The organism is Janthinobacterium sp. P210006, from assembly GCF_036231885.1.
GTDB lineage: Bacteria > Pseudomonadota > Gammaproteobacteria > Burkholderiales > Burkholderiaceae_D > Janthinobacterium > Janthinobacterium violaceinigrum.
In genome coordinates this window covers 1019849-1045718 of record NZ_JAZARD010000003.1, presented here as the reverse complement: position 1 = coordinate 1045718, position 25870 = coordinate 1019849, and the positions used below count along the sequence as shown (strand labels likewise).

The following is a 25870-nucleotide window of genomic DNA, read 5'->3' as shown; positions in this document are numbered from 1 at the left end:
TCATTTTTGAGCCTTGGTCGTGGGGGACAGGTTTGCCGAATCATCGGCCAGTGCCAGCGGTGGCGGGTTTTTCGAGCCGAAGAAGAAGACGATGGGCGACTTCAGGAAACGCTTGCCCAGAATCTTCAGCAATTGCATGCCGTGCTTGAAACGCACCTGGCGCGAACGCAGGGCTACCCACAGGGCCAGGCCGAAGCTGACCAGCAGGTTGGCCGTGCCGATGGCGAAGATGCCCGACAGCGACTTGACGGCCAGCTGCCAGCTCATGTTGTGGTCGAGTCCCACCAGGGCCGTGGCGAAATTGGCGGCCGAGAAGGTGATGTGACGGATATCGATCGGCAAACCGATCAGGAAACCCAGGGTGCCGATGGAACCGAGCAGGATACCGAAATAGAAGTTACCCATCAGGCCGCCCAGATTGTTTTCCAGGTACAGGCCCAGTCGTTGCAAGCGTTCCTGGCCGATGACACGGCCCAGGCCGCGCAATTGCGCGATGCGCTGCGCCCAGCGAGTGTACAGCGCCTGGTTGTCGTAGTAGCCGGAAATCAGGCCCGCCACGAACAGGCAGACGCCGGCGATCATGGCGTAGAAGATGGCGGGACTGCCGATGGGGTCGATATCGTGCAGCAGATGCATGGCTTTTTCCGGCGTCACCAGATTGTGCCCCGTAATCGCCTTGTAGCCGAGCGCGATCAGCCACGCCGTGGGGATGGCCGTGGCCAGGTTGCCCAGCACGGCCATGTTTTGCGTGCGGAACACCTTGTTGATCAGTTCCGCCATGCTGTCGAGGTCGATATTCCGCCCATCCTTGCTGTGCAGGCCCGCGGCGATGCGTGACGCCGTCATGGCCGGCTGCTTGGTGGCCACCGTGAAGTGCAGCAAGTGGATGAACATGAAGCCGATCGAGTAATTCATGCTGAACATGAACGCTTCGACCAGCGGCGCCGAGCGCAGATACGACATCAATATCTTGAACAGGGCCATGAAGCCGATGATGATGCCCGCGCCCGCGGACGAGAGGAACATGGCACCCATTTCGCGGCGGTTTTCCGCGATGTAGTGCTCGCCCGTGCGGCTGGCGTTTTCCGTCACATTGCGTGCCAGCAAGTTGATATTGTCGGAAAACAGGTCGCTGACCTTGTATTTGTTGTTGTGCGCCTGGATCAGTTCCAGCGCCAGGCCCACGGCGCCCGCGCGGCGGCGGCTGACGGGCTGCGCGTCGAGCAGGTCGGCCGTGGCGTCGACGGTGATGGCGGCGATGTCCACGTTGGCGGAGGCGGGCAATTCGCCGCTCGTGTCGACGAGGAACAGCAGCTTGCGCAGGCGCTCGATGCTTTGCGCCAGCGCCACCAATAAATAGGTGAGGGGAATGCTGGTGCCCTGGTACAGCGCCTTCTTGCGGATCTTGGCGATGACGGCATCGCACTGGTCCAGCATCACCAGCAGATGGCGCGCGTCCTCGATGTGCTCTATGTTGCCGTGCAATAGATTCGTGTAGGCATCCAGGTAGGCGTTCACTTCCGTGTTCTGCACCATGAATGGCGACTGGAACACTTCGATTTCGCTATGGAAACGTGTCAATTCCGGTTCCAGGCCCATGGCGCAGACGCGGTAGGACAGGGTGCGGATGGCGTCGAGCATGCCTGGCAGCATGATATTGCCGTCGCCGACGGCCAGTTCGATCTCGTCGCTGGTCAGTACGTCGAACAGTTCCAGCCAGTCCGTGGCGGGCACGTTGCTGATCCACAAATAATCGGTTTTCAGGTACAGCACCTGGTCGAGCGCGTCGTTCAGGTATTCGTCGCCCAGGGCGGGCGGCAGCATGCGGTAGGCGATGCGGCGTTTCAATTCCGTGAAAAAGCCGCTGTTCGACAGCACGCCGATATCCGTGTACAGGCTGGCGTGGCGGCGCGCGGCCAGCACGCGCAGCACGTATTCGTGCAGGGCGCGCGCTTGCGCGGGATTACCTTTGAGAAGCTGGCGCAGGGTGCGCACGTTGGCGATCGCGGTAGCGCTGTCGTGGGGGCGCTTGGGACGCAGTGAGTTGAATAATTCCACCAGCAAGTCGATATTGCTGGAGTTGGGGTCAATGCGTTCGAGGATAGCTAGCATGCAGAAAAAACGGGCGAGCCGCTGTCGGTAAAACCAGTAGTGTACCGCCTGCGCGAAACTGCGCAACGTTCGCCAGCGAACATTGCTTTACGGCAGGGCCTGCATTTAACGCCATTTTGCCGCAAATTGCCACAATCATGGTCAAACTTGCGTGTTGTCAGTGCGCGACGCAGTTCCCGGGGCTAAGCTGAAGTTTCTGTTGTACAACGCACGGATGGCTGGACAAAAAGCGAGGATAAGGTAACACTAAGATCAGACACACAGCGCATGTCCTGATCAATACCGGGAAGTTTCAATTCACGTTACCGAGATATTTATCATGAAGACCTCGTATTTTGCGCTTGCTGTGATAGGGATGGGGCCTTGGGTGCTCTTTGCACCGGCCCAGGCCGCCGATGGCGCGGGCGGTGCCGCATCCAGTAATGTTGCCGTGTATGGCGTGCTCGACGCGGGCATTGTGGCCGAACGGGGCTGTGCCGCCAATTGCGCCAGCACCAAGGTGTCGGGCGGCGTCGCCTCCGGCTCGCGCCTGGGCGTGCAGGGCCGCGAAGCGCTGGGCAACGACGTGTCCGCCGTGTTCACCTTGGAAGCGGGCATCGAGAACGACACGGGCCAGTCGGAAGACGGCCGCTTGTTCGGCCGCCAGGCCTACGTGGGCCTCGACAGCCGCCTGGGCGCGCTGACCCTGGGTCGCCAGTACAACCCCCACTACCTGGCCCTGACCGACGTGGCCGACCCGTTCAAGGGCGGCATGGCCGGCAGCGCCAGCAACCTGGCAGGCTACAGCGTGAAACGCTACGACAATACCGTCAAATACGTGACGCCCGCCTTGCGCGGCGTGTCCGCCAGCGCCATCTACAGCTTTGGCGAGTCGCCGTACAGCAGCGCCAACAACCGCGCATATGGCGCCACGCTCGGCTATTCGGCCGGCGCCGTGAATGTCAGCATTTCGCACCAGCGCAAGAATAGCCTGATCCTCGCTTCCGGCACCTTGCCCGCCATCGACATGTCGGCCCGCAATACCCTGATCGCGGCCAATATCGACCTGAAAGTGGCCACCGCCTTTGCCGCCGTGGGCGTGAACAAGGGCTATGGCAGTTCGCCGTGGGACCCCAGCAACGCCTACAGTGCGCTGGCCCTGTCGATGTCGTCTTCGGACAGCCGCGACACCTTGCTGGGCGTGTCCGTGCCCGTGGGCGGCTTCAAGCTGCTGGCGTCCTGGGTGCGCAAGGATGACCGCGACCTGGCCAACCGCGACGCCAGCCAGGTGGCAGTCGGCCTCACGTACACCTTGTCAAAGCGCAGCGATTTCTACGCGTCCTACGCGAAGATCCGCAACAAGAACGGCGCCCGCTACACGGTGGGCAACGCCAGCAATGCGGGCCGCGGCGATGCGGCATTCAACCTGGGCTTCCGTCACGGCTTTTGAGCGCTCCGCGCCTGGGCCGGGCAGCTGGCGCCCAGCCACTTGCCGTTGCTCGTCACATTCACCTGTTCCGGTGCGCCGCGCGCGCTGGTCGTCACCGCCAGCTGCATGTTGAAGGCCTGGTCGCCGCTGAACAGCACCTTGCCTTCGCCGCTCGATTTCGGGTTTGCGCACGTAAACGACACTTGCATGCCGCCCGCGATGTCCGTGTTCTTCGATTTGCAGTCGCCGGGCTGGCCCGTGGGAATCTGCTTGCGCGCGGCCATTTCCGGCGTCACGCAGGCCGTCACGCGCACGGCGCCGTCGGCCGCCACGGTGGGCATGGCCATGCCGCGGCTGGCCGCCATGGCTTCCAGCTGCTTGCGTTGATCGGGAGGAAGGTTACCCAGCTGTTGCAGCACCATGGACATGGCATTGTCCGTGGCCGCGTCCGGCGACGCCATCTTGCTGTCGACTTGCCACAGGCCCGGCTTGATGGCGGGCGACTGCGTGGCGGTCTGGGCGCTGGCTTGGGCGCCGAAGGCGGCGCAGGCCAGCAGGGTCAGGCTTGACAGGGAAAATTTCATCGGGGGTCTCCGTATTGGCAGACCCCAGCATACGGCATGGCAAGCGTGACACGCTTGCCATTGTGTTACAAACTGTGATCGGGCTCGATGCGGCGCACGTCCACGCAGGCGATGCGGCGCTCGTCCGCCTCGACGATTTCATAGCGCAAGTCATCGAGTTCCAGCACTTCGCCCACGGCCGGCATGTTCTCGAAGTGCGCCAGCAGGAAGCCGGCCAGCGAGTTGTACTCGCCGTCTTCGCTGACCAGGGTTTCCGTCTCGAACACTTGCTCCAGATAATGCAGGTCCGTGGCGCCGTCGATGCGCCAGTGGCCGGGGCCCAGCACTTCCACGTCCGGCTGCTCGTCCTCGTCGGGGAATTCGCCCGCGATGGCTTCGAGGATGTCGATGGGCGTGAGCACGCCCTGCACGGTGCCGAACTCGTCGACCACCAGCACCAGCTGGCCGCGCGAGCGCTTCAGGGTTTCCATGGCTTTCAGCACGCCGGCCGCTTCCGGCACGACGACGGCTTCGCGCATGCTGGCCGGGTCGATCTTGCCGTGCGATACCAGATCCTCGATCAAGTCCTTGCTGCGCGCGATGCCCACCACATTGTCCAGGTCATCGTTGCAGACAGGAATCATGCTGTGTGGCGTTTCGCGCAGCAATTGCAGCATCTTGTCGCTGCTGTCGTTGAGGTTGACCCACGACACGTCGCCGCGCGGCGTCATCACGGAGCGGATCGAGCGTTCGGCCAGGGTCAGCACGCCGCTGACCATGTTGCGCTCTTCCACGCCAAAGGCGGAGACGTCGGGCATTTCCTTGACTTCGTGCTCTTCCACGGCTTCGCGGCCCTTGCGTCCGCCCAGCAGGCTCAGCACGGCTTGCGCCGTGCGGTCGCGCAGCGGGGCGTTCGACTGCAGCTTGAGGAAGTTGCGGCGCGCCAGCTGATTGAAGAACTCGATGACGATCGAGAAACCGATGGCCGCGTACAGATAGCCTTTCGGAATGTGGAAGCCCAGGCCTTCGGCTACCAGGGACAGGCCGATCATCAGCAAAAAGCTCAGGCACAGCACGACGACGGTGGGGTGGGCGTTGACGAAGCGCGTCAGCACTTTCGACGCGAGCATCATGACGACGATGGAAATGACGACGGCCGCCATCATCACGTACAGGTTTTCCACCATGCCGACGGCCGTGATGACGGCGTCGAGCGAGAAGACGGCGTCGAGCACGACGATCTGCGCCACCACCAGGCCGAAACCGGCGTAGACCTTGGGGCCCGTCTGGGCGTGGGTGACGCCTTCGAGGCGCTCGTGCAGCTCGGTGGTGGCCTTGAACAGCAGAAACAGGCCGCCCACGAGCAGGATCAGGTCCCGCCCCGAGAACGAGAAGGTCCATATGGAAAACAGTGGCGTGGTCAGGGTGACCAGCCAGGAAATCAGCGAAAGCAGGCCCAGGCGCATTACGAGGGCCAGGGTCAGGCCCAGCACGCGTGCCCGGTCGCGCTGGTGCGGCGGCAATTTTTCCGCCAGGATGGCGATGAAAATCAGGTTGTCGATACCCAGTACGATTTCCAGTACGACCAGCGTCAGCAGGCCGACCCAGATTGTCGGGTCAAATAACCATTCCATGTGTGTAACCTTGTAAAGTCAAATCAATATAAAGCGTGCCTGGCAGCGTCTGCTCCAGGGAACCATGTTGCTATTGCGTGAAGTGGCGGCGGACGCGCGGCGGCCGGGTGGCCCGCCGCGCGTCCGCTTCGGCAAGTGCTCCCGGTCCCGCTTGCCAAATGATGGCGCAAAACGGCGCCCCCTGGCGCGAGGTCGGGTACAGCGTGATGGGATCGTTGTCGCATTCGTCGGCGCCGCAGTTGTCGCCGGGCAAGCCGGCATGGGCGTCGGCATCGTGGCAATCTGCGACGAGGGCAGGCGTGGCGGCAACGCCGGCCGCGTTAGCGTGCTGGAATGGGGAAGGGCTGGCGTAGGCCATGCTGGCTAACGCCTGGGGTAACGCGATGAAAACAAAAAGGCAGAGCAGGACGAGAGCTCGTCTCATATACAGGCAGATAGTTCTGGAACCGCGGAGTATAACACGGGCACATAACAGCTTGATGACAAGGACTTGCGTAACTGATAAGTATGCCGTAAATTGTGAAATAGTAATAATTTCACCTGGCGGCGAAGACGCAGCGCGGGCCCGGTGAACATTCTTGCGTTTGTCTTCCATGGCGCCCGCTTGTGCGCTTGTCTAATAACGTAGTGTTACCAGGACTCCGACTTGAAACCAATTACCGCCCTCCTGCTTACCGCCGGCATCCTCTCGCCGTCGTTCGTCTTGGCCGCCACCCCTGTCGAAGCCGCGCCGACCCAGAAAACCGGCAAGGCCGCCCCCAGCCGCACCGCCGTCAAAGTCACGTCCGTCGAAGGCATCACCGAATACCGGCTGGCCAATGGCTTGCGCGTGCTGCTGTTCCCCGATGCCAGCAAGCCCACCCTGACCACCAACATCGTCTACCTGGTCGGCTCGCGCCATGAAAACTATGGCGAAACGGGCATGGCCCACTTGCTCGAGCACTTGCTGTTCAAGCCCAGCGCCAACTTCGGCGTCAAGAAGGGGACCAAGACCCCCGTCGAGATCCTGAACTCGACAGGCGCCCAGTTCAACGGCACCACGTGGTACGACCGCACCAATTACTACGCCACCTTCCCCGCCAACGACGACAACCTGCGCCAGATGCTGGCCATGGAAGCGGACCGCATGGTCAACGCGGCCATCGACCAGAACGACCTGTGGAATCCGAAGACGCAAAAGGGCGAGATGACGGTCGTGCGCAACGAGTTCGAGATGGGCGAGAGCGACCCGATCGGCGTGACCAGCGAACGCATCCAGGCCATCGCCTACGATTGGCACAACTATGGCAAGTCGACCATCGGCGCCCGTTCCGACATCGAGCAGGTGAACATTCCCCGCCTGCGCGCGTTCTATCACAAATATTATCAGCCGGACAACGCCGTGCTGATGGTGGCGGGCCGCTTCGACGAAGCACAGGTCTTGAAGCAGATCAATGACTTGTTCGGCAAGATCCCGAAACCCACGCGCGTGATCGAACCCACCTACACGGCCGAACCCGTGCAGGATGGCGAGCGCGCCGTGACGGTGCGCCGCAGCGGCGGCACGCAGTTCGTCGGCGCCGGCTACCACGTGGCGCCGTCCGGCAACCCGGAAGCGGTGGCCATCGAGGTGCTGGGCCACGTGCTGACGGACGCGCCGGCCGGTCGCCTGCACAAGGCGCTGGTGGAAACCAAGCTGGCCAGCAAGATCGAATACAACACGGTGAGCAACCTGGAACCGGGCTACAACCTGTTCGGCGCGCTGGTGCCCGTCGATGGCAACCTCGATGCGGCGCAAGCGGCCATGCTGAAAGTGCTGGAAGAGCTGAAATCGCAGCCCATCACGGATGCGGAAGTGGCGCGGGTCAAGCAGCAGCTCAACAAGCAGGTGGAACTGATCACCTCGAACACGGCGCGCATGACGATTGCCCTGACGGAATCGTTGGCGGCCGGCGACTGGCGTTTGTTCTTCCTGCAGCGCGACCAGCTCGACAAGCTGACGACGGCGCAGGTGCAGGCGGCGGCCGAGAAATACCTGAAGAGCTCGAACCGCACCCTGGGCCGCTTCATTCCCACCGATGCGCCGGACCGCACGGTCGTGCCGGCCTACGCCGACGTGGCGCCGCAGCTGGCCGGCTACACGGGCCGCGCCGTGGTGGCGCAGGGCGAAGCGTTCGACCCCAGCCCCGACAATATCGAAGCGCGCACCACGCGCTTCACCTTGCCGAACGGCTTGAAGGGCGCCTTGCTGCCGAAGAAAACCAAGGGCAGCACGGTCAGCGTCGTGTTGAAATTGCAGATCGGCAGCGAAGAGAGCTTGCGCGGCAAGGCGCAGGTGGGCAGCTATACGGCCAATCTGTTGTCGCGCGGCACGGATAAACTGTCGCGCCAGGAAGTGAAGGACAAGTTCGACCAGCTGGGCATGCAAGTGGCCATCGCGGGCGGCGCCGAGGGCGTCACGGCCACCCTGACGGGCAAGCGCGACAACTTGCCGGCCGCCATGGACCTGCTGGCGCAAGTGCTGCAAAAGCCTGCCTTGAGCGAAACGGAATTCCTGGAATTGCAGCGCGAAAGAGTGGGCCGCGCGGAACAGGAATTGCCTGAACCGCAGCCGCTGGCCGTGAACGCCTTCCGCCGCCTGCTCGACGCCACGCCGGAAGGCCATGTGCGTCACGTGGCCACCCTGCCGGCCGAGCTGGCCCAATGGAAAGCCATCCAGGTGGCCGACGTGAAAGCCTTCCATGGCGCCTACTACGGCGCGTCGAACGCCACCTTTGCCGCCGTGGGCGATTTCGACCCGGCCGCGCTGAAGGCGCAAGTGGCCAGCCTGTACGGCAGCTGGAAGGCGCAGCAGCCGTATGTGCGCATTCCCGATGCCGTCAAGCCCGTCAGCGGCGAGAAAGTCGCCCTGGAAACGCCGGACAAGGCCAACAGCGTGCTGTTCGCCATCCAGCCGATTCCGCTCAAGGATGACGCTGCCGCCTATCCCGCCTTGCTGATGGCCAATCACATGCTCGGTGGCGGCGCCTTGCGCAGCCGCCTGGCCGACCGCATCCGCCAGAAGGAAGGCCTGTCGTACGGCGTCGGTTCGCAGGTTTCCGTGCCGTCGCGCGAGCCGGCCGGCTACTGGATGGCGTATGCCATCAGTGCCCCGCAAAACACGGTCAAGGTGGAAGCGGCCCTGCGCGAGGAAATTGCCAAGGCGCTGGCCGACGGGTTCACGGAAGCGGAACTGGTCGAAGCGAAGAAAGGCTGGCTGCAATCGGAAGAAGTGGGCCGCACGCAAGATGCGGGCCTGGCGCGCGAACTGGCCGGCTACCTGGCGCAGGACCGCACCATGGCCTACGACAAGGACCTGGAAGCGAAAGTGGCCGCCTTGACCCTGGCGCAAGTGAACCAGGGCTTGCGCGACTACCTGAAACCGGCGGCCGTCTCCGTCGTCACGGCGGGCGACTTTGCCAAGGTGGCGAAAGAGGGCGACAGCGGCGCCAAGGCAACGACGTCGAAATAAGCTGTTTTAAATAAAGAAGCCCGCTGGCAAATTATTTGCCAGCGGGCTTTTTTTATTTCAGGACGTTGACGTAACAGTCACGACACCGGACAAACCCGTCGCAGGCCGCAAAGCGCGCCGCGCAGCAGGTTGGGTTCGGTGTTACCCCCGTGGCGCCATTTCGGCGACATAGATTTCCACGCGGCGATTGCGTGCGCGTCCCGAGGCATCCGCATTCGAGGCGATCGGCTCGCGTGCGCCGCGGCCTTCCGTGACGACGCGCGTGGGCGACACGCCGCGCATGGACAGGTAGTCGCGCGTGTGGGCTGCGCGTTCCACCGACAGCGGTTCGTTGATCGAGTCGCTGCCCGTGCTGTCCGTGTGGCCGATGATGCTGACCGTGGTGTTCGGGTTTTCGTTCAGCGTGGCGGCAAAGCGGTCGAGGATGGGGCGGAAGTTGCCCTTGATGTCGGCGCGGTTGGTATCGAAGGAAATGTCGCTTGGAATTTCCATTTTCAGGCGGTTATCGGCCGTCTGCGTCACTTGCACACCGGTACCCTGTGTCGCCTGTTCCATCGCGCGCTTCTGGTTTTCCATGCGGGTCGACCAGATATTGCCCACCACGGCGCCAGCCGCTGCGCCCAGCAGGGCGCCGCCAGCCGTGCGGCCGCTGCTGCCGCCACCGGTGGTGCCGCCGATCAAGGCGCCCAAGCCTGCGCCGATGCCCGCGCCCGTGGCCGTGCCACGTTGCGTCGAGGACATGTCAGCGCAGCCGGTGGCCGCCAGCGCGAGGACCAGCATGCCGATCAGGGATTTGGCGCCAGCGCCGTTTTTCAATGCTTTCATGGATTTTCTCCTTGTTTTGTTATTGGGACATACCCAGGAACTACCTGCACACGTTACTGCAAAATGCAGCGGCGTGCCAGTGCGCGCACTGTACGTAAAAGAGCGGCGCCCGTTTGCACGCGCGCCGCTCCTGTCAGCCTGCGCCAACGACCGGGTCTAAAGCCCGCGTCCGCTGATCAGGCGCAACAGGATCATGATGACTGCAACGACCAGGAGGATATGAATGAAGCCGCCGATGGTATAGGAAGTGACCAGACCCAGCAGCCAGAGAATGATGAGTACTACTGCGATTGTATAGAGCATGATATGTCCTCCGAGAGTAGTGTGTGGATGACGGCTGCCTGGCTGGCAAGTTGCTGGCTTCCGGCGCCGTCATCGGTTTTTGTCATTGCGCGGCGACCGGGTCGCTGAACGCTGATGCCATGACTTATTGTCTACTTTGTTTCTGAAATTTTCTGTACGCTGCCGTACACAACCCTCATTTAGCCTGTCAATTCACCCGATTTGGGCAGATTGCGTTCGCGGAGGCGCCGTTGCGGCTGCGCACGCCGTTCCGCTTCGCCCTCCATGCCCGGTATCCAGGCCAGCATGCCGGCCATGCCGACGGCGCCCGCCAGGCAGCTGACCATGCCGCCCGTCAGCAACAGCATGACGCCGAACACGGGTGCGCTCGCTTGCGCCGGCGCCAGGTCCAGCGCGCAAAAGCCCAGCGCGGTGGCCAGCATGCCGCCGCCGATAAAGCCGAGCCAGATCCTGTTGCTGCCTGCCTTGTCGTTTTCCATCGCTGCTCCTTGAAGGGACTATTCGTTGAACTTTCCTGAATGCATCATCTCGCGGGACGGCAAACTCATCTGTACGCCAACGAACATTGCCAAAAAGAAAACGCCCGGACAGGCCGGGCGTGTGTTTAATTTACAACTAATCGCGGCTGCGCTGCCGCGGCGGCGTTAGCCGATGGCGCGCAAGCCGCCGTTGACGACGCGCACGCGGTCGCCCTGGCGCCAGTTGGGCGCGGCGCTCTGGTGCACGGTGCGCGTCTTGCCCGTATCGAGGCGCACGACGATGTTGTAGCTGCGCGTGGCGCGCACGCTGCCTTCGATCTGGTTGCCGGCGACGGCGCCGCCCACGGCACCCAGCACGGTAGCCAGCTGCCTGCCGTGGCCGCCGCCCACCTGGTTGCCCAGCAAGCCGCCGACGACGGCGCCGCCGGCCGCGCCAACGCCGCTCCCTTCGGCGCGCGTATTGACTTCATGGATGGCTTCGATCACGCCGCAATTGCCGCAGACCTGCGGTGCGGGCGCCGGCGCTGCTGCATATTGCTGTTGCTGTGGCGCTGGCTGCGGCTGGCGCACGGGCTGCTGCTGCGCTTGCGGCTGCTGTTGTTGCTGCTGTGGCGGCAGGGCGGCCAGCGGCAAGGCGCCGGCCGGCTGCAGGTTCGCTTGCGGCTGGTTCGCCTGCAGGCTGGCCAGCTGTTCGGCCGAGGCGCCGGCCGCCAATGGCTGGGCATCGCCCTGGGACGAAGGCAGCCAGCCCATCAGGGCAGCCGTGCCGACGCCGCAAAACAGCAGGACGGCGACGGCGGCGGCAAGCACCAGCGGATGGAGGGATTTGGTCGTGGTGGTCATGGAAGGCTCCTTGATTTTTTAAAATAATGAAAAGGGTAGTGCGTGTTATTCGTGTGTGTTGCCAGTGTGCTGCGCCGCTTGCCCCGCTTCCGTGCGTCACCGTACATACAGGGCCCGTACAGCACCGTAGGCTAAGTAAAAATTATGTCGAGTTGTAACGACACCAAGGAAAAGCAATGCCACCAACGACTGCCAGCATGACCCTGTCCCGCGACGCAGGCCGATCCGGCCTGGGTACGCCCGCGGGCGCGCCCACTGCCGGCAACCGCTTGCTGGCCAGCCTGCCCGAGCACGACTTGCGGCACCTGGCGGCCCTGTTCGATACCGTCACGGTCGAGGTAGGCGAGGTGCTGTACGAGCCGGGCCAGCCTATCGGCCACATCTATTTCCCTGGCGACTGCCTGATTTCGCTGCTGGCCGTGGCGGAAGGGCGGATGACCCTGGAAGTGGGCTCCGTCGGCCGCGAAGGCGTGCTGGGCGCTTCCGTTGCGCTCGGTCATGACCTGGCGCAAGTGCGTGCCGTGGTGCAACGTTCCGGCACGGCCAGCCGCATCGCGCGCGCCGATTTCTGCGCCGAATTCGCCCAGCTCGACTCCCTGCAGCGCCTGCTGTACCGCTACACGGACACCTTGCTGGCGCAAGCCATCCAGATTGCCGTGTGCAGCCGCTTCCACGTACTCGAGGCGCGTCTGGCCCGTTCGCTGCTGATCACGCGCGACCGCCTGCAGTCGGAAAAATTCCACCTGACTCATGAATTTCTCGCCCATACCCTGGGCGTGCGCAGGGTCGGCGTGACCAAGGCAGCCAGCGCGCTGCAACAGCAAAAACTGATTAGCTACAGCCGCGGCAACATCGAAATCCTCGATTCTGCCGGCCTGGAAGCCGTTTCCTGCCGCTGCTACGAGCTGGTCAAGGACAGCGGCGCCATCGGCATGGCCAACGTCTTCGTCTGACTTTCCCGCCAGTCTTCGCCCGTTCGGTGTGTCGCGTGCCTGGCTATTGCCTGCATGCCGGCTTCCCCGTGGCGCAAACGCAAAAAAGCGGGGCGGGCGCCTGGGCACCCACCCCGCTTTCTCCATCAGCGATTACTTCGGCTTGACCTGATTACCGATCACGCCGCCGACAGCGGCGCCGCCGACGGCGCCGACGGCGCTGCCGCCCGTCAGCACGGAGCCGGCAACGGCGCCGACACCGGCGCCGATGGCCGTATTTTTATCCTGGCCGGACATGTTGGCGCAAGCCGTCAAGCTCAGCAGCAGTGCGGCAACGGAAGTGGTAGCGGCGAGTTTTTTAATGATTTGCATGATAGTTCTCCTATGAATTCGGACCTCGTGGCGCCGGCGAGGTATGGGCCGGTAAGACTTCGTATCGCCACGTCTTGGGTGTTTCAGGCACGATCACAGAATAGGATTGTGACAAGGCAGGGTCTGTTCGGCAACGCACATAGGTGTGTAACAATTGTAATTGCCCACGGCGGCCATGCCGGTCAGCGCTTTGGGCGCGGTGTCTTGCCCGGTTTCGGCGCCACGGGTTTGACGCGCGCCTGGGCCAGCAGGGCCGCGCATTCGCTGTCCTCGCCGGGGCCGGTGTTGACCAGCGGCAGCAGCGCCGCCACGGGTGCCACCACGGCCAGCGCCAGGGCGCCGCCGGCGCGCAGGGCCAGCACGCCCTTGTCGACGCTCACGTCGGGCTTGCTGAAGGTGCCCCGCACATACAGGGGCGAGCGCAGCGAAAAGATGCGCAAGCCCTTGCTGTCCGGCTGCAGGGTCAGGTCCAGCTGTTCATTGCCCAGGTTCACCGTGCCGTCGACATGCAGGACGGCATCGTCCGTGTCGACGAGGAACTGGCGCGTGCGCATCAGCCCCTTGGTGACGACGAAATCGGCGGCCATGCAGTTCAGCTTGACCTGCTTGTCTCCCACCAGCTTGGTCAGCACGATGCTGCCGATATTCAAGCCCATTTCTTCCAGCAGCAGCTTGCTGATGCTGCCCCGGTTGATCAGCGCGCGCACTTCGCCATTCGAGCTGCCCAGCAGGCTGGCGACGGAATTGCCCGTGGCCGACAGCGACGCGTCGCCATTGATCTCGCCCACGCTGGCCTGCAGGGCGGGCAGGCGGGGAAACAGTTGCTGGATGTGCAGATGGCGGGCGCTGGCCTTGAGTTCGGCCGCGATGCCGTTGGCGATGACCTTGCCGCTGCCGTCGAGCTTGATCTGCGACGTCAGGGTGCCGCCCGCCACGTTGAAGTTGAGGGGCGTCAGCGACAGCACGCCGTCCGTCAGCACCACATGCGTGTCGAGCTTGCTGATCGGCAGCTCGGCGTCGCGCGTGATCTTGTCGGCCGTGTAGCGCACGTCGGCGTCCAGGCTGGTCCAGCGCTCCGTCTTGAACGTTTCCACCGGCAAGACTCGTCCCGCCGGCTGCGTCGACGTCACGCCCCGCTCCTTTTTGCTGGCGCTGGAGTCGGCGCCCACCAGCGGGCCCAGGTCGGAAAATTGCAGCAGGCGGGAGTGCACTTCGCCCGTCAGGCGCTTGCGCGGCTTGCTGGCCGAAAACGCCAGCTTGCCGCTGATGTCGCTGGAACCCACCTTGCCGCTGAACTGGTCGTACACCCATTCGCCGCCGCCGGGCGCCAGGGTGCCCGTCAGATGGCCTTCCGTGCTGAAGTGCGGCGTTTCCGGCAGCAGCACGCCCGTCAGCGGATAAAGGCGGGCCATGCTGGGCCCCGCTATCTTCAGGCGCACGTCGAGCGCGGCCAGGTCTGCGGGGCGCGTCAAGGTGCCTTCGATGGCCATGCTACTGCCGCCTGCGCGCATGTCGGCCTGGATGGGGAAGGGCGTGCCCTGCTGCTGCAGCGACAGCACGCCGCCCGCCTTGCCGCCGCCCTTGACGGCTTCGCCGCGGTATTTGCCCGACAGCGTCCAGGCGATGCCATAGCGCTTGTCGTCCGCCAGGGTATCGACATCGGCGCGCATCGCTGTCTGCGTGACGGCATCGTCCAGATATACGGTGCCCTTGCTGAAGACCACGCTCTGCAATTCCAGCTGCCATGGCGACGGCTGGTCCTGCTTGTCGAAGGTCCAGTTGTTTTTGCCATCCTTGCTGCGCAGCAAGCGCACCTGCGGCGCATCGAAACGCAATTGCGGGATGATGATTTTCTTGTCCAGCAGGGCCAGGGGATTGAGCGAAAACGCCAGCTGGCTGACGGTGGCCAGCTGCGCCGCCTCGCCATCGGTTGCCGCCATGCTGCCCGGGTTGCCCAGGTGTACGTCCTGCGCCTGCAGATGAGGCCATGGCAGGTAGTCGCGCCAGCTGGCGCGGCCCGCGGCATTGTTGGGCTGCTGCCACGTCAGCGACAGGTCGCCCACGATGGCGAACGGGCGCCCCAGCGCTTCGCTGGCACGCCCGTTGAGCCAGGGCTTGGCGCGGTTCCAGTCCATATTGAGCAGGACGACGGTGGCGGCGACGGGCACGGCGATCAGTACGGTGGCGCTGGCGAGGGCGATTTTGTGGCGGCGGGAGAGGGGCATAAGCTGATTCTTTCTGGACAAGTAGTCACGATGCTACAGGAATCGCCCTGAAGCCGGGTCCGTTTCAGGTTTTGCTGGCGGGCACGTGCGCTGGCGCACGTTGCCCATGCAAGTATTGTCGATTTCCTACCCTATGTGCGGCACCGAACGGATATGCGGGGTGCCGGGGCCTATAACGTCATACATCAAACGCCGTTCCTGATTCGTTCCATGTATGACTTATATCGTTACCTCACTCTCCAGGAGAAGAAAAATGACAAACCGAGATTCCATCAAAACCCCCTTGACCGCCCTGGCTGCCTGCATCAGCGCCGTTGTCCTGATGACGGGCTGTTCCAGCCTGAAAACGCCTGCCACGGCTGACGTCGCCGTGTCGCGCGCCGCCGTCGATAACGCGGCCAGCGCCGGCGCCGCCGACCTGGCGCCCGATGAAATGCGCTCGGCCCGCGAAAAAATGCGCATGGCCAACCAGGCCCTGAAAGACCGCGACTACAAGACGGCGCGCGACCTGGCCGACCAGGCGCAAGCGGACGCCAAGCTGGCGCAAAGCAAGGCCAACTCGGCCAAGGCCACCAGCGCCGCCGATGAAATCAACGAGAACATCCGCGTCATGCGCGAAGAACTCGACCGTGCCAACCAGCAAGCCCCGAAACAATAAGAACAGGATCCCACCATGAAAAAAGCTCACTACACCTCCATTCCCGGCCTGCTGGCCATGGCCGCTTTTGTTGCCGCCTGCAGCTCCGCACCGACCACCACCAGTCTGCTCGACCAGACGCGCGGCGATTACATGGCGGCGCAATCGAACCCGCTCGTATCGACCTATGCGCCACGCGAATTCCGCGAAGCGAGCGCCGCGCTGGAAGCGGCAAACGCGGCCGCCACGCGCCAGGATGACAGCGAAAAGGTCGACAAGCTGGCTTACCTGGCCAAGCAAAAGATAGCCACCGCGCAAGAAGTCGCCAAGCAGAAGGCGGCGGAAGCCGATATCGCCAACGCGGGCAAGCAGCGCGACCAGTTGCGCCTCGATGCGCGCACGCAGCAGGCCGACCAGGCCACGGCGCGCGCCCAGGCGGCGCAAGCGGATGCGGAAGCGGCCAAGGCCCAGGCGCAGTCGGCCGAAGCATCGGCCCGCGATGCCACGGCCCGCGCCGCCGCGCTGGAAGTGCAGCTGGCCGACCTGGCCGCCAAGAAAACGGAGCGTGGCATGGTCATCACCTTGGGCGATGTGCTGTTCGGCACGGACAAGGCGAACCTGACGGCCGATGGCGCGAATACGGCGCGCAAGCTGGCCGACGTGCTGAAAAACAACCCGCAGCGCACCGTGCTGATTGAAGGTTTTACGGATAGCACGGGCGGTTCCGCGCACAACCTGGAATTGTCGCAACGCCGCGCCGAGTCCGTGCGCAATGCGCTGCTGGAGCAAGGCATCAGCCGCGACCGCATCGCCACGAAAGGCTATGGCGCCGCGTATCCGGCCGCCGGCAACGACAATGCGGCGAACCGCCAGTTGAATCGCCGGGTGGAAATCGTTTTGTCTGAAGATAACACGGCGATTCCCGCCCGCCGTTAAAACACCAGGCCAAACCTGCTGCGCGGCGCGACTTGCGGCCTCCGATGCTCACTGTGCTACAGCACAGCTCCGCTTCCCGGCCACAATTCACTGCCGCTCGCAACGGTTTTGCCCAGTGTTTGATTTGTTAGTAGGCAGCACCGGCCGCTACCTGGCCGGTGGATACCCATGCAAGACTTGAAAGGAAGCATCATGACCCAAACATCTGTTGAGATTCCAGCTGGCATCGATACGGCCGCCATCCGCGCTGCCGCCAAAAACCTCGATGACGGCGCCGTGACGGCCGGCTACCAGGGCGACCGCCAGGAGTTGATCACCCTGTTGAATGGGGCGCTGGCCACCGAACTGGTGTGTATTGCGCGCTATAAACGCCATTACTACACCGTGAGCGGGCGCGACAACGGCACCATCAAGGCCGAGTTCCTCGAGCATGCGCAGCAGGAGCAGGAGCATGCGGACTGGCTGGCCGAACGCATCGTGCAATTGAATGGCAAGCCAGATTTTAATCCTGCAACATTGCTTGCGCGCAGCCATGCCGAGTATGATGACTCCGAAGACGTGCAAAGCATGGTGCGTGCCAATCTGATCGCGGAACGGGTCGCGATCGAATCGTATCGCCAGATGATCGTGAAAATTGGCGACAAGGATCCGACGACACGCCATTTGTTGATCAAAATCATGGCTGTCGAGGAAGAGCACGCCGATGATATGCGCGATCTAATGGAATAGTGTTTTTGAGTAAAGTAGGTATAGTAACTACATTCATCCATAGCTAAGGAGCTAAACCATGTTGGAAAACAATATCACCACCGTCAATAACGATGTCAAAACCCTGGTCAAGGATGCGCAAGCCCTGTTCAGCGCCGCTGCCGCGCTGACCGGCGAAAAAGCCGATGAAGTGCGCGTCAAGGGCATGAAAACCCTCGATGCCGCCCTGGCCAAGGCGCACGAAGCGCAAGCGTCGGCCATCGTCGCCACCAAGCAGCTGGCCTCCCAGGCCGATGGCTATGTCAAGGAAAACCCATGGCGCACGGTGGCTGTCGCCGCTGGCGTCGGCGTGCTGGTCGGCTTCATCCTGGGCCGCAAGTAATCCACTGTCAGGAGCGATATGGACAAGTCTGCTTCGTCTCACCAGGGGCCGGGATTGATCGGCTCGGTTGCCGGCCTGGCCAAAAACGCCGTCGGACTGATGCTGTCGCGGCTGGAACTGGCCACCATCGAACTGTCGGAAGTGCGCAATCACATGCTGCAGCTGGTGGTCATTTTCGCGCTGGCGACGGTGGCGGGCTTGTTTGCCATCGCTTACGGCAGCGTGCTGATCGTCTTCCTGGCCTGGGATAGCCTGGGCTGGAAGATCCTGGCGATCATGACGGTCGTGTTCGTACTGCTGGCCATTGCCCTGGTCATGTATGCGCGCGCCATGCTGCGTCAAGGAAAGCTGTCCATGCCCGCCACCATGGCGGAATTGAAGGCCGACCGCGACATGCTGATGTAAGCTGCTGGCGGGAACCAGCCGGACCTGTGCCGGCGCGGGGCTCGCCATGTCCTGCCTGCCTTACGAGGAGAATTCATGTCGGAACACGACAAACTGGCGGCGCAAGCCGCCCGCAAGCGCCTGCTGATCGCCCAGGGCGAAATGTACCGCGTGGGCATCGTGCATGCGCGCGCCAACGTGGGCTATGCCCTGCGTCCCGAATCGCTGCTGCAGGGCGTGGTCGAGACGGCGGTCGGCTTTGCCGGCCACCGCGTCGAGTCGCTGCTGGCGCCGGGCGGCATGCGTTTGCAAGGGGCCATGCCCTATGTGCTGACGGCGTTGTCGTTTATCGGACGCAAGAAGCTGGTCAAGCCGGCCCTGGTCCTCGTGGCCGTGGCCGCCGTTGCCGCCAGCTGGCTGCGCCGCAAGCGCTGACGCTGCAATGCCCGGAACGCCGTCATCGACGGCGTTTTTTTTTGCCCGTCCCCAACGTCCGGCACGTGCGGGCGCAATCCCTTACAATGATTCACACCGCATTCCGCGCGGTGGACAGAGGGGCCATCTTGATGACGAATTCGAAGACACCGATCAATCAGTTAAATCCCTCGCGCCTGCGCATCGTGCTGGTGCTGCAAGGGGGCGGTGCGCTGGGCGCCTACCAGGCCGGCGTCTACCACGCCTTGCACGAACATGGCCTGGCGCCCGACTGGGTGGTGGGCACCTCGATCGGCGCCATCAATGCCGCCATTTTGGCCGGCAACAAGCACGAAGACAGGCTCGTGCGCCTGAAGCAGTTCTGGCAGCGCGTGGCACACCGCGACAGCATCGACATGAACCTCGTATCGGACCAGCAGCGCCGCTCGAACATCTGGCTGGCCACGCTCGATACGGTGCTGCGCGGCGTGCCCGGCTTCTTCAAGCCCCGTTCGTTCAGCCTGTTTCCGGCAGGAATCGCCGTCAAGCCGGAAGAAGCCAGCTTCTACGACACCAGCGAACTGGCCGGCACCCTGGAAGAACTGGTCGATTTCGATTACCTGAACCAGCCCGGCGGCATGCGCCTGACGGTCAATGCCCTGCGCGTCAAATGCGGCAGCCTGATCAGTTTTGACAGCCAGCAGCAGCCCCTGACGGTCGAGCACATCCGCGCCAGCGGCGCCTTGCCGCCCGGTTTTGCCGGCGTGCGCGTCGATGGCGACCTGTACTGGGATGGCGGCCTGTATTCGAATACGCCGCTGGAAACCGTGCTCGACGACACTCCCCACGTGGATACCCTCGTCTTCATGGTCGACCTGTGGAGCTCGGAAGGGCCGGAACCGACCACCCTGGATGAAGTGCAGACGCGGCAAAAGGACGTCACCTTTGCTTCGCGCTCGAAGCGGCATATCGAGGATTACGTCAATACGCATACCTTGCAGCACAAATTGCGCGAACTGTACGCCAAGCTGCCCGACAGCGCGCACAATCGCCAGCAGACGGAAGAGCTGGTGGCGCTGGGCTGCGACAGCACCATGCACATCGTGCGCCTGCCATATGCGGGGCGCGACTGGCACATGGCGGCCAAGGATATCAATTTCTCCAAGGGTTCCATCGAATGGCGCTGGGAGCAGGGCTACCAGGACGCGTTGCGCGCGATCAAGGCGGCCGGCTGGCTGGCCTTCGTCACGGAAGACACGCCGCTGGTGGTGCACGAGTTGCCGCCCTACGAGCGCGACGCCGCCTAGTGACGCCTGTCAACACCTGCTGCGCGTCGGTCTAGGCGGCCTGCGATGCGCACCGGCTCGGCGCCCCCGTACTCAGTACGGGCGCGCTTCCTCTCCACCTCCCCCTTCCGCTCGCGACGGTTTTGTCAGGTGTTGCAAGTGTATCCAGCGTCGCAACAGCACGGCGCATTACTGCGGATGGGCTGATTCGCGCAGTTTTTCCGCATTCGCCATGTCTTGCCGGTAAGTGTCTTGCGCTTCCTTCAGGCAGGTCGCGCGCGTGGCGGACGGTTCCAGGCGGCAGGCTTTTTTGGCCTCGGCCAGGGCGGCGGCGATTTCCTTGCGCAAGGTGCGCAGCTGGGCTTGCGCCGTGCTGTCTTCCTGGTACCAGCGTTGCGGGTCGCCCGGCTGCGGCGTGGCCGTCTGGCCCAGTGCCAGCGGTGCCAGGCTGCAGGCGAACAGGGTGGCCAGTAGGGGGTGATGGATAGTCATGATATTTCCTCCTTGAAATAAAAAAGGCGCCGCAGCGCCTTTTTTTTACAACCTGCCCGTCAGTAATAGCAGGATCAGTATCACTACGACGAGGCCGGCGATGCCGCTGGGGCCGTAACCCCAGTTGCGGCTATGCGGCCAGGTAGGCAGGACGCCGACCAGGGCCAGGATCAAGATGATCAGAATGATGGTGCCCATGGTATCTCCTTGTTGGTGCATGGTCCGGCGCAGGCTTGGGGGCAAGCCCGGCCAGCGGATTAATAGCGGTAGACGCGGCCGTCAACGATGCGCACGCGATTGCCTGGGCGCAAATCATTTGCGTTGTCCTGCACCACGGTGCGGTATTCGCCGTTATCGAGGCGCACGCTGATCTGGTAGCCCTGCGCTTGCTGCCTGCGGCCTTCCACCTGGTTGCCCACGACGCCGCCGGCAACGGCGCCCGCCACGGTGGCCGCCGTGCGTCCGCCGCCCGAACCGATGGTATTGCCCAGCAGGGCGCCCGCGATGCCGCCCACCACGGCGCCGGCGCCGCTGGTTTGTCCGCCGCCCTGCACGAGCTGGATGGAATCGACGGTGCCGTACATGGCGGATTCAGGCTGGTTGGCCGGATAGTATTGTTGTTGTGACTGGTAAGAAGGGCCGGTGGCGCAACCGCTCAGTACAGCGGTGGCGGCGAGCATCAGTGCAGCCAAGGTGGCATTGGTTTTCATTTTATTCTCCTGACGAGGTGAGGGTGTAGTGCCATCTTAGTCACGCCCCCGTCCCCGGTCTGTACGCTGCCGCACGCACTTATTTATTGTGCAAATTGCATTTTTGCCTGGCGCGATCAAGCAAAACGTTGTTATTTCTCCCTGTCTGGCTCCCGCTTTCAAAATAAATTACTTGTGTACGGCAGCGTACAGAAGAGCGGCGACTATCCACGTAAAACGGTAGTCATGCCAAGCAGACATGCTTGTCACCACCAGGGAGAAATACATGAACAAAAATAAGATCATCACCGCCATCGTCGTCAGCCTGGCGTGCGCCGCCTGGGGCGGCCAGGCAGTGGCTGCCACGCCGGAAGCGAAAGCCGCCTACAAGGCTGCCAATGAGCAGGCGGGCCTGAATTACAAGCTGGCCCATGCGGAATGCGAAAAAATCACGGGCAACCCGAAGGATGTCTGCATCGCCGAAGCGAAGGCCGTGCGTGCCTACGATGAAGCCGTGGCCCAGGCGCAATACACGAATACCTTGCGTGCCTACACCAAGGCGCGCATCAAGATTGCCGATGCCAACTACGACGTCGACCTGGCCCGCTGCAATGCGCTGACGGGCAACGACAAGGATGTCTGCGTCAAGCTGGCCAAGTCCACCAAGGTTGCGGCCCTGGCCGACGCCAAGGCCGACAAGAAAGTCATCGAAGCGCGCAGCGATGCGCGTGAAGCAAAAAGAAAAGCCGAGTACAAGGTCGCGACAGAAAAATGCGATGCATTAGCCGGCGCAGCCAAGGATGACTGTATCAAGGCTGCAAAAACCCAGTTTGGCTATTGAACGCCATCCGGCGCGCAGTCACCACACTGGTATAAGAAGCTCATTGTGAGCACATTGATTGACCACTCCTAAGGAAACCACCATGAAATTCACTAAATCGATCGCTACCGGCCTCTTCGTTGCTTCCCTGTTCGCCGTTGCAGGCTGCGCTTCCACGCCAACCAAAGAAGGCACGGGCGAATACATCGACGACGCGGCCATCACGACCAAGGTCAAAGCCAGCATCTTCAACGAGCCTACCCTGAAATCGACGGAAATCAACGTTGAAACCTTCAAGGGCGTGGTTCAGCTGAGCGGCTTCGTGGCCCAGCCATCGGATGCCGCCAAAGCGGGCGAAGTCGCGCGTGGCGTCAAAGGCGTGAAGTCGGTGAAAAACGACATCCGCGTCAAGTAATGGCATGACATGCCGCAGCGGCCAGCCTGAAGGCTGGCGCTGTGGCCCTCCACCGACCGTCGCGGGAATCGCATGCATATCCAGCCTACAGATACCCCGCCCGAGCCGGTGGCGGCTGCCTCCACCGAGCCTGCCGGGCCACCTCCCGGCGCGCCCGTGGAGCAGCCAGACGCATCCTTGCGCCTGCCGCTGCACGTCAATGCGCGTGGCATGGCCCTGGGCATCATCGCTACAGTCAGCTTCATCTATGCGCTGCAGTGGGCACAGAAATTCCTCATTCCCGTTCTCTTCGGCATTTTCATTGCCTACACCCTCAATCCCGTCGTCGCCTGGCTGGAAAAACTGCGCGTGCCGCGCGCCATCGGCACGACGGCCGTCACGGCCCTGATCCTGTTCGGCTCCATCGTCGTGGTCGAGAGGGTGCAGGGCGAATTCGAATCCATCGTTGAAGAGTTGCCGGCTGCCACACATAAACTGTCGCGGCTGATCGCCGCCAATACGGGCGGCAAGAACAGCACCTTCCAGAAGATGCAGGCCGTGGCCAATGAAATCGAGCAAGTGGCCGCCGGCGCCGAAGCGCGCCGCAACAACCGCCGCGCCGCCGCTGCCGAGGCGCCCAATTTCAAGATCATGGACTGGGTGTGGGCCGGTTCGCTGGGTCTGGTGGGTTTCCTCAGCCAGGCCACCATGGTCATTTTCCTCGTGTTCTTCCTGCTGCTGTCGGGCGATACTTTCAAGCGCAAGCTCGTCAAGCTGACGGGACCGTCGCTGAGCCGCAAGAAGGTCACCGTGCACATCCTGGAAGACATCAATACCTCGATCCAGAACTATATGTTCATGCTGCTCGTCACCAACGGCTTGCTGGCGCTGCTGATGTGGATCGCCTTGCGCGTGATCGGGCTGGAAAATGCGGGTGCCTGGGCCATCGTGGCCGGCTTGCTGCACATCATGCCGTATTTCGGGCCTTTGCTCATCACCATCGCCACGGGCCTGGTGGCGTTTTTGCAGTTCGAATCGCTGGAAATGGTCTTGCTGGTGACGGGCACGTCGATGGCCATCGCTACCCTGGTGGGCACTTTCGTCACCACCTGGATGACGGGGCGCATCGCGCGCATGAATCCCACGGCCGTGTTCATCAGCCTGCTGTTCTGGGGCTGGCTGTGGGGCGTCTGGGGCTTGCTGCTGGGCGTGCCCATCATCGTTATCGTGAAAGTCGTCGCCGAGCGCGTGCAGGGCATGGAAGTGGTGGCCGAACTGCTGGGCGAATAGCTTGCGGTAAATCAAGAAAAACGGCGCCCGCGGGCGCCGTTTTGCCATGCTGCAGCCGGCTCAGGATTGGTGGCGTTTCAATATCTTGACTTGCACGTCGCCATCGTCTGTCTTCGGCATATCCTTCATGCTGCCCAGCTGCAGGGCGAATTGCCGCGTGAATTCGGCGCCCAGGAAAAAGATCTGTGCCGAGTAATACACCCACAGCAGCAGGGCCACCAGCGAACCGGCCGCGCCATAGCTGCTGGCCACGCCGCTGTTGCCGATATACACGCCAATCGCATATTTTCCCAAGGAAAACATGAACGCCGTGCCCAGGGCGCCGATCAGCACGTCGCGCCAGGACAGGCGCACGCGCGGCAGCATTTTATAGATGACGGCAAACAGGCTGGCGATGACGGCAAAGCCGATCAAATTCGACAGGATGGTAAACAGCACGGCCGTATCTTTCCATACGCCTTCCCAGAAATTGGCGAGGATGGCCATGGCCGCGTTGACCACCAGCGACACCATCAGCAGGAAGGCCAGCACCAGCACCAGGCCGAAGGACAACAGGCGCGTGCGCAGCATGTCCCAGGCGCCCGCTTCCTTCAAGGGCGGCACTTGCCAGATTTCATCGAGACTGGCTTTCAGTTCGGCAAACACGCTGGTGGCGCCAAACAGCAGCAGGGCGCTGGCGATGAGGGTGGCGATGCGGCCCTGTTCATGGTTCTTGGCGCCGGCCAGCACCAGCTGGATGGCTTCGGCGCCCTGCGTGCCCAGCAAACCCTGCAGTTGCCCCATCAGTTCGCCACGCGCGGCGGCCGGGCCATAGAAAAAGCCCGCGATGGCGATCACGAGCACGAGGATGGGGGCGATGGAAAACAGCGTGTAATAGGCGAGGGCGGCGCCCTTGCTCGAGGCACGGTGCTCCAGCCATTCGGTAACGGAACAGACGATGACACTGCGCATCTGCTTGCTGAACGGCGCCAGGCCGGCCAGCTTGGGATAGCGGGTAGAAAAATTCATGGTGGCTTTCAATGCAAAAAAGGGGCGTGAGCCCCTTTTTCTATTCACAAGTGGCGTACCACTGTTGAGCTTACTGCACGCGGCGTTCGATGGTGATCTGTTCCACTTCGACGCGGCGGTTCGGTTCCAGGCACTTGATCAGGTCGGCACGCTTCTTGTTATCGCAGGTGACGACAGGATTGGTGGAGCCCTTGCCTTCGGCCGTCAGGCGGTTGGCGGCGACACCATGCGCGACCAGGTATTCCTTGACTGCGTCAGCGCGCTGCTGCGACAGTTTCAGGTTGTACTTGGGCGAACCGATGCGGTCGGCGTAACCACTGATGACGACGTTGTTGACGTCCGGTGCAGCGTTCAGCACGCGGGCGATCTCGTCGAGCTTGGTCTGTGTCGGACCCAGCTTGGCGCTGTCGAACGCGAACAGTTCCGTCGCCGACATCGTCACTTTTTCAAAGCGTGGCGGCGGTGGCGGCGGTGGTGGCGGCACGACCACGACGACTTCTTCACGCACTGGCGGCGGTGGCGGTGGTGGCGGCGGTGCAGGCGGTTTGTCGAACGCGAAGTTCAGGCCCACGGTGACGTAGTAGTTGTTGGATTTGCTGCTGGGGTCGAAGGTGTTGCCACGCAGGAAACCGTGCACATTGCGCACGTCAGCCTGGATGGACAACTGATCCGTGATGCTGGACTGGAAACCCAGGCCCACGCTGGCGTACGGCGAGCTCTTGCTGCGCTCCCCGAAGGCGAAACTGGTGTCCTTGTCGCGCTGCATGCCGGCACCGACCAGCAGGAAGGGACGGAAGGCTTTGCGCGAGAACATGTACAGGCCGTCTACGCCCAGCGTATTTTGCTGGTAGCGCTGGCCGCCATCCTTGGAGCGGGCGTACGTGGTGCCCAGCTGGATATCCCAGTCAGGGGAAACAGGTTTACCGAAACGCAAGCCTGCGCCATAGCCGGTTTTATCCGTGGCAAAGTCGGAATCTGGCTTGAGTGCGTTGATGCTAGGTTGAATATACCAGGAGGGATTGATTTCCTGGGCCTGTGCGCCGAGGGCGGAGCACAAGACTGCGGCGGCAACGGCGATTTTTTTTAGATTATTCACAAGTAACTCCCAACGTTGATAAGAGATTTTCTCTACAGCATCAAAGCGACATCTTGCTACACGTGCTATTGCTTGAGATAGACAACAATTCCAGGTGCGCCCGTCTTGCGATAAATGCACTGCTGTTGGACTGAAGAATACGATTCCA

At 62.7% G+C, this 25870-nt stretch carries 28 protein-coding genes; 13 read left to right on the top strand and 15 right to left on the bottom strand.

The features are described 5' to 3' along the window. Positions 1-2112, bottom strand: a complete 2112-nt coding sequence (locus VPH41_RS18665; RefSeq protein ID WP_152281791.1) for a site-specific recombinase — start codon at positions 2110-2112, stop codon at positions 1-3. Positions 2113-2479: 367 nt separating this feature from the next. Here VPH41_RS18665 and VPH41_RS18660 point away from each other — a divergent pair, with 367 nt between their 5' ends. Next, complete coding sequence (locus VPH41_RS18660) at positions 2480-3541, top strand: porin (protein ID WP_328571075.1); 1062 nt, start codon at positions 2480-2482, stop codon at positions 3539-3541. Here VPH41_RS18660 and VPH41_RS18655 read toward each other — a convergent pair. The 3 genes from VPH41_RS18655 to VPH41_RS18645 all read right to left on the bottom strand — a co-directional run bounded on the left by VPH41_RS18655 (position 3529) and on the right by VPH41_RS18645 (position 6075). Beyond that, positions 3529-4104, bottom strand: coding sequence for a DUF3617 domain-containing protein (locus tag VPH41_RS18655; protein WP_328571074.1), 576 nt, complete (start codon positions 4102-4104; stop codon positions 3529-3531). The genes VPH41_RS18660 and VPH41_RS18655 overlap by 13 nt on opposite strands. A 65-nt stretch (positions 4105-4169) precedes the next feature. Continuing rightward, complete coding sequence (locus VPH41_RS18650; RefSeq protein WP_152281794.1) at positions 4170-5717, bottom strand: TerC family protein; 1548 nt, start codon at positions 5715-5717, stop codon at positions 4170-4172. Positions 5718-5787: 70 nt separating this feature from the next. Next, positions 5788-6075 carry a hypothetical protein gene (locus VPH41_RS18645; RefSeq protein ID WP_152281795.1) on the bottom strand — a complete coding sequence of 96 codons (288 nt, stop codon included), beginning with the start codon at positions 6073-6075 and terminating at the stop codon, positions 5788-5790. 288 nt (positions 6076-6363) lie between these two features. Here VPH41_RS18645 and VPH41_RS18640 point away from each other — a divergent pair, with 288 nt between their 5' ends. Next, positions 6364-9207: a M16 family metallopeptidase gene (locus tag VPH41_RS18640; protein WP_328571073.1), complete on the top strand. Its 2844-nt coding sequence runs from the start codon at positions 6364-6366 to the stop codon at positions 9205-9207. A 141-nt stretch (positions 9208-9348) separates the two neighbouring features. On the opposite strand, the gene VPH41_RS18635 is transcribed toward VPH41_RS18640, so the two are convergent. The 4 genes from VPH41_RS18635 to VPH41_RS18620 all read right to left on the bottom strand — a co-directional run bounded on the left by VPH41_RS18635 (position 9349) and on the right by VPH41_RS18620 (position 11657). Further along, positions 9349-10032, bottom strand: coding sequence for an OmpA family protein (locus VPH41_RS18635; protein ID WP_328571072.1), 684 nt, complete (start codon positions 10030-10032; stop codon positions 9349-9351). 156 nt (positions 10033-10188) lie between these two features. Beyond that, positions 10189-10335, bottom strand: coding sequence for a lmo0937 family membrane protein (locus VPH41_RS18630; protein WP_121670992.1), 147 nt, complete (start codon positions 10333-10335; stop codon positions 10189-10191). A 179-nt stretch (positions 10336-10514) separates the two neighbouring features. Continuing rightward, positions 10515-10814 (bottom strand): hypothetical protein, encoded by a 300-nt coding sequence (locus VPH41_RS18625; protein ID WP_152281798.1) that lies wholly within the window; start codon positions 10812-10814, stop codon positions 10515-10517. A 165-nt stretch (positions 10815-10979) separates the two neighbouring features. Next, complete coding sequence (locus VPH41_RS18620; RefSeq protein WP_328571071.1) at positions 10980-11657, bottom strand: glycine zipper 2TM domain-containing protein; 678 nt, start codon at positions 11655-11657, stop codon at positions 10980-10982. A gap of 176 nt (positions 11658-11833) precedes the next feature. Between VPH41_RS18620 and VPH41_RS18615 the strand changes: the two genes are divergently transcribed. Beyond that, complete coding sequence (locus VPH41_RS18615) at positions 11834-12610, top strand: Crp/Fnr family transcriptional regulator (RefSeq protein ID WP_328571070.1); 777 nt, start codon at positions 11834-11836, stop codon at positions 12608-12610. Between the two features lie 132 nt (positions 12611-12742). On the opposite strand, the gene VPH41_RS18610 is transcribed toward VPH41_RS18615, so the two are convergent. Further along, positions 12743-12961, bottom strand: a complete 219-nt coding sequence (locus tag VPH41_RS18610; RefSeq protein WP_092800789.1) for a glycine zipper 2TM domain-containing protein — start codon at positions 12959-12961, stop codon at positions 12743-12745. 182 nt (positions 12962-13143) lie between these two features. Continuing rightward, a complete protein-coding gene (locus VPH41_RS18605) occupies positions 13144-15186 on the bottom strand; it encodes an AsmA family protein (RefSeq protein ID WP_328571069.1) in 2043 nt (680 codons plus the stop codon). Positions 15187-15439: 253 nt separating this feature from the next. On the opposite strand from VPH41_RS18605, the gene VPH41_RS18600 reads away from it, so the two are divergent. From VPH41_RS18600 to VPH41_RS18570, 7 genes are all read left to right on the top strand, one after another. Then, on the top strand, positions 15440-15844 hold the full coding sequence (locus VPH41_RS18600; protein WP_099664890.1) for a DUF4398 domain-containing protein: 405 nt from the start codon (positions 15440-15442) through the stop codon (positions 15842-15844). A gap of 15 nt (positions 15845-15859) precedes the next feature. Then, positions 15860-16759 (top strand): OmpA family protein, encoded by a 900-nt coding sequence (locus tag VPH41_RS18595; protein WP_328571068.1) that lies wholly within the window; start codon positions 15860-15862, stop codon positions 16757-16759. Between the two features lie 168 nt (positions 16760-16927). Continuing rightward, positions 16928-17488 carry a ferritin-like domain-containing protein gene (locus VPH41_RS18590; RefSeq protein ID WP_405002786.1) on the top strand — a complete coding sequence of 187 codons (561 nt, stop codon included), beginning with the start codon at positions 16928-16930 and terminating at the stop codon, positions 17486-17488. Positions 17489-17546: 58 nt separating this feature from the next. After that, on the top strand, positions 17547-17849 hold the full coding sequence (locus VPH41_RS18585) for a DUF883 family protein (protein ID WP_034786336.1): 303 nt from the start codon (positions 17547-17549) through the stop codon (positions 17847-17849). 18 nt (positions 17850-17867) lie between these two features. Continuing rightward, a complete protein-coding gene (locus VPH41_RS18580) occupies positions 17868-18254 on the top strand; it encodes a phage holin family protein (RefSeq protein ID WP_070224915.1) in 387 nt (128 codons plus the stop codon). Between the two features lie 75 nt (positions 18255-18329). Beyond that, positions 18330-18668, top strand: coding sequence for a hypothetical protein (locus VPH41_RS18575; RefSeq protein ID WP_100429292.1), 339 nt, complete (start codon positions 18330-18332; stop codon positions 18666-18668). A 131-nt stretch (positions 18669-18799) separates the two neighbouring features. Then, positions 18800-19954: a patatin-like phospholipase family protein gene (locus VPH41_RS18570; protein WP_152281917.1), complete on the top strand. Its 1155-nt coding sequence runs from the start codon at positions 18800-18802 to the stop codon at positions 19952-19954. Positions 19955-20122: 168 nt separating this feature from the next. On the opposite strand, the gene VPH41_RS18565 is transcribed toward VPH41_RS18570, so the two are convergent. The 3 genes from VPH41_RS18565 to VPH41_RS18555 are packed head-to-tail and all read right to left on the bottom strand — an operon-like array spanning position 20123 to position 21135. Further along, the gene (locus VPH41_RS18565; protein WP_328571067.1) at positions 20123-20425 is read right to left on the bottom strand and encodes a hypothetical protein; all 303 of its coding nucleotides are present in this window, start codon (positions 20423-20425) and stop codon (positions 20123-20125) included. 45 nt (positions 20426-20470) lie between these two features. After that, a complete protein-coding gene (locus VPH41_RS18560) occupies positions 20471-20623 on the bottom strand; it encodes a DUF3309 family protein (protein ID WP_010396415.1) in 153 nt (50 codons plus the stop codon). A 59-nt stretch (positions 20624-20682) separates the two neighbouring features. After that, positions 20683-21135, bottom strand: coding sequence for a glycine zipper 2TM domain-containing protein (locus VPH41_RS18555; protein ID WP_152256299.1), 453 nt, complete (start codon positions 21133-21135; stop codon positions 20683-20685). Positions 21136-21400: 265 nt separating this feature from the next. On the opposite strand from VPH41_RS18555, the gene VPH41_RS18550 reads away from it, so the two are divergent. From VPH41_RS18550 to VPH41_RS18540, 3 genes are all read left to right on the top strand, one after another. Further along, positions 21401-21955, top strand: coding sequence for a hypothetical protein (locus VPH41_RS18550; RefSeq protein ID WP_152281806.1), 555 nt, complete (start codon positions 21401-21403; stop codon positions 21953-21955). 82 nt (positions 21956-22037) lie between these two features. Beyond that, entirely contained in the window at positions 22038-22349 is a 312-nt protein-coding gene (locus VPH41_RS18545) for a BON domain-containing protein (protein WP_046682432.1), read from the top strand. Positions 22350-22421: 72 nt separating this feature from the next. After that, a complete protein-coding gene (locus VPH41_RS18540) occupies positions 22422-23618 on the top strand; it encodes an AI-2E family transporter (protein ID WP_442906287.1) in 1197 nt (398 codons plus the stop codon). Between the two features lie 60 nt (positions 23619-23678). On the opposite strand, the gene VPH41_RS18535 is transcribed toward VPH41_RS18540, so the two are convergent. Together VPH41_RS18535 and VPH41_RS18530 are read right to left on the bottom strand one after the other, a co-directional pair. Beyond that, on the bottom strand, positions 23679-24626 hold the full coding sequence (locus VPH41_RS18535; protein ID WP_287778128.1) for a YihY/virulence factor BrkB family protein: 948 nt from the start codon (positions 24624-24626) through the stop codon (positions 23679-23681). A gap of 70 nt (positions 24627-24696) precedes the next feature. Continuing rightward, on the bottom strand, positions 24697-25722 hold the full coding sequence (locus VPH41_RS18530) for an OmpA family protein (RefSeq protein WP_328571066.1): 1026 nt from the start codon (positions 25720-25722) through the stop codon (positions 24697-24699). Positions 25723-25870: the final 148 nt, after the last annotated feature.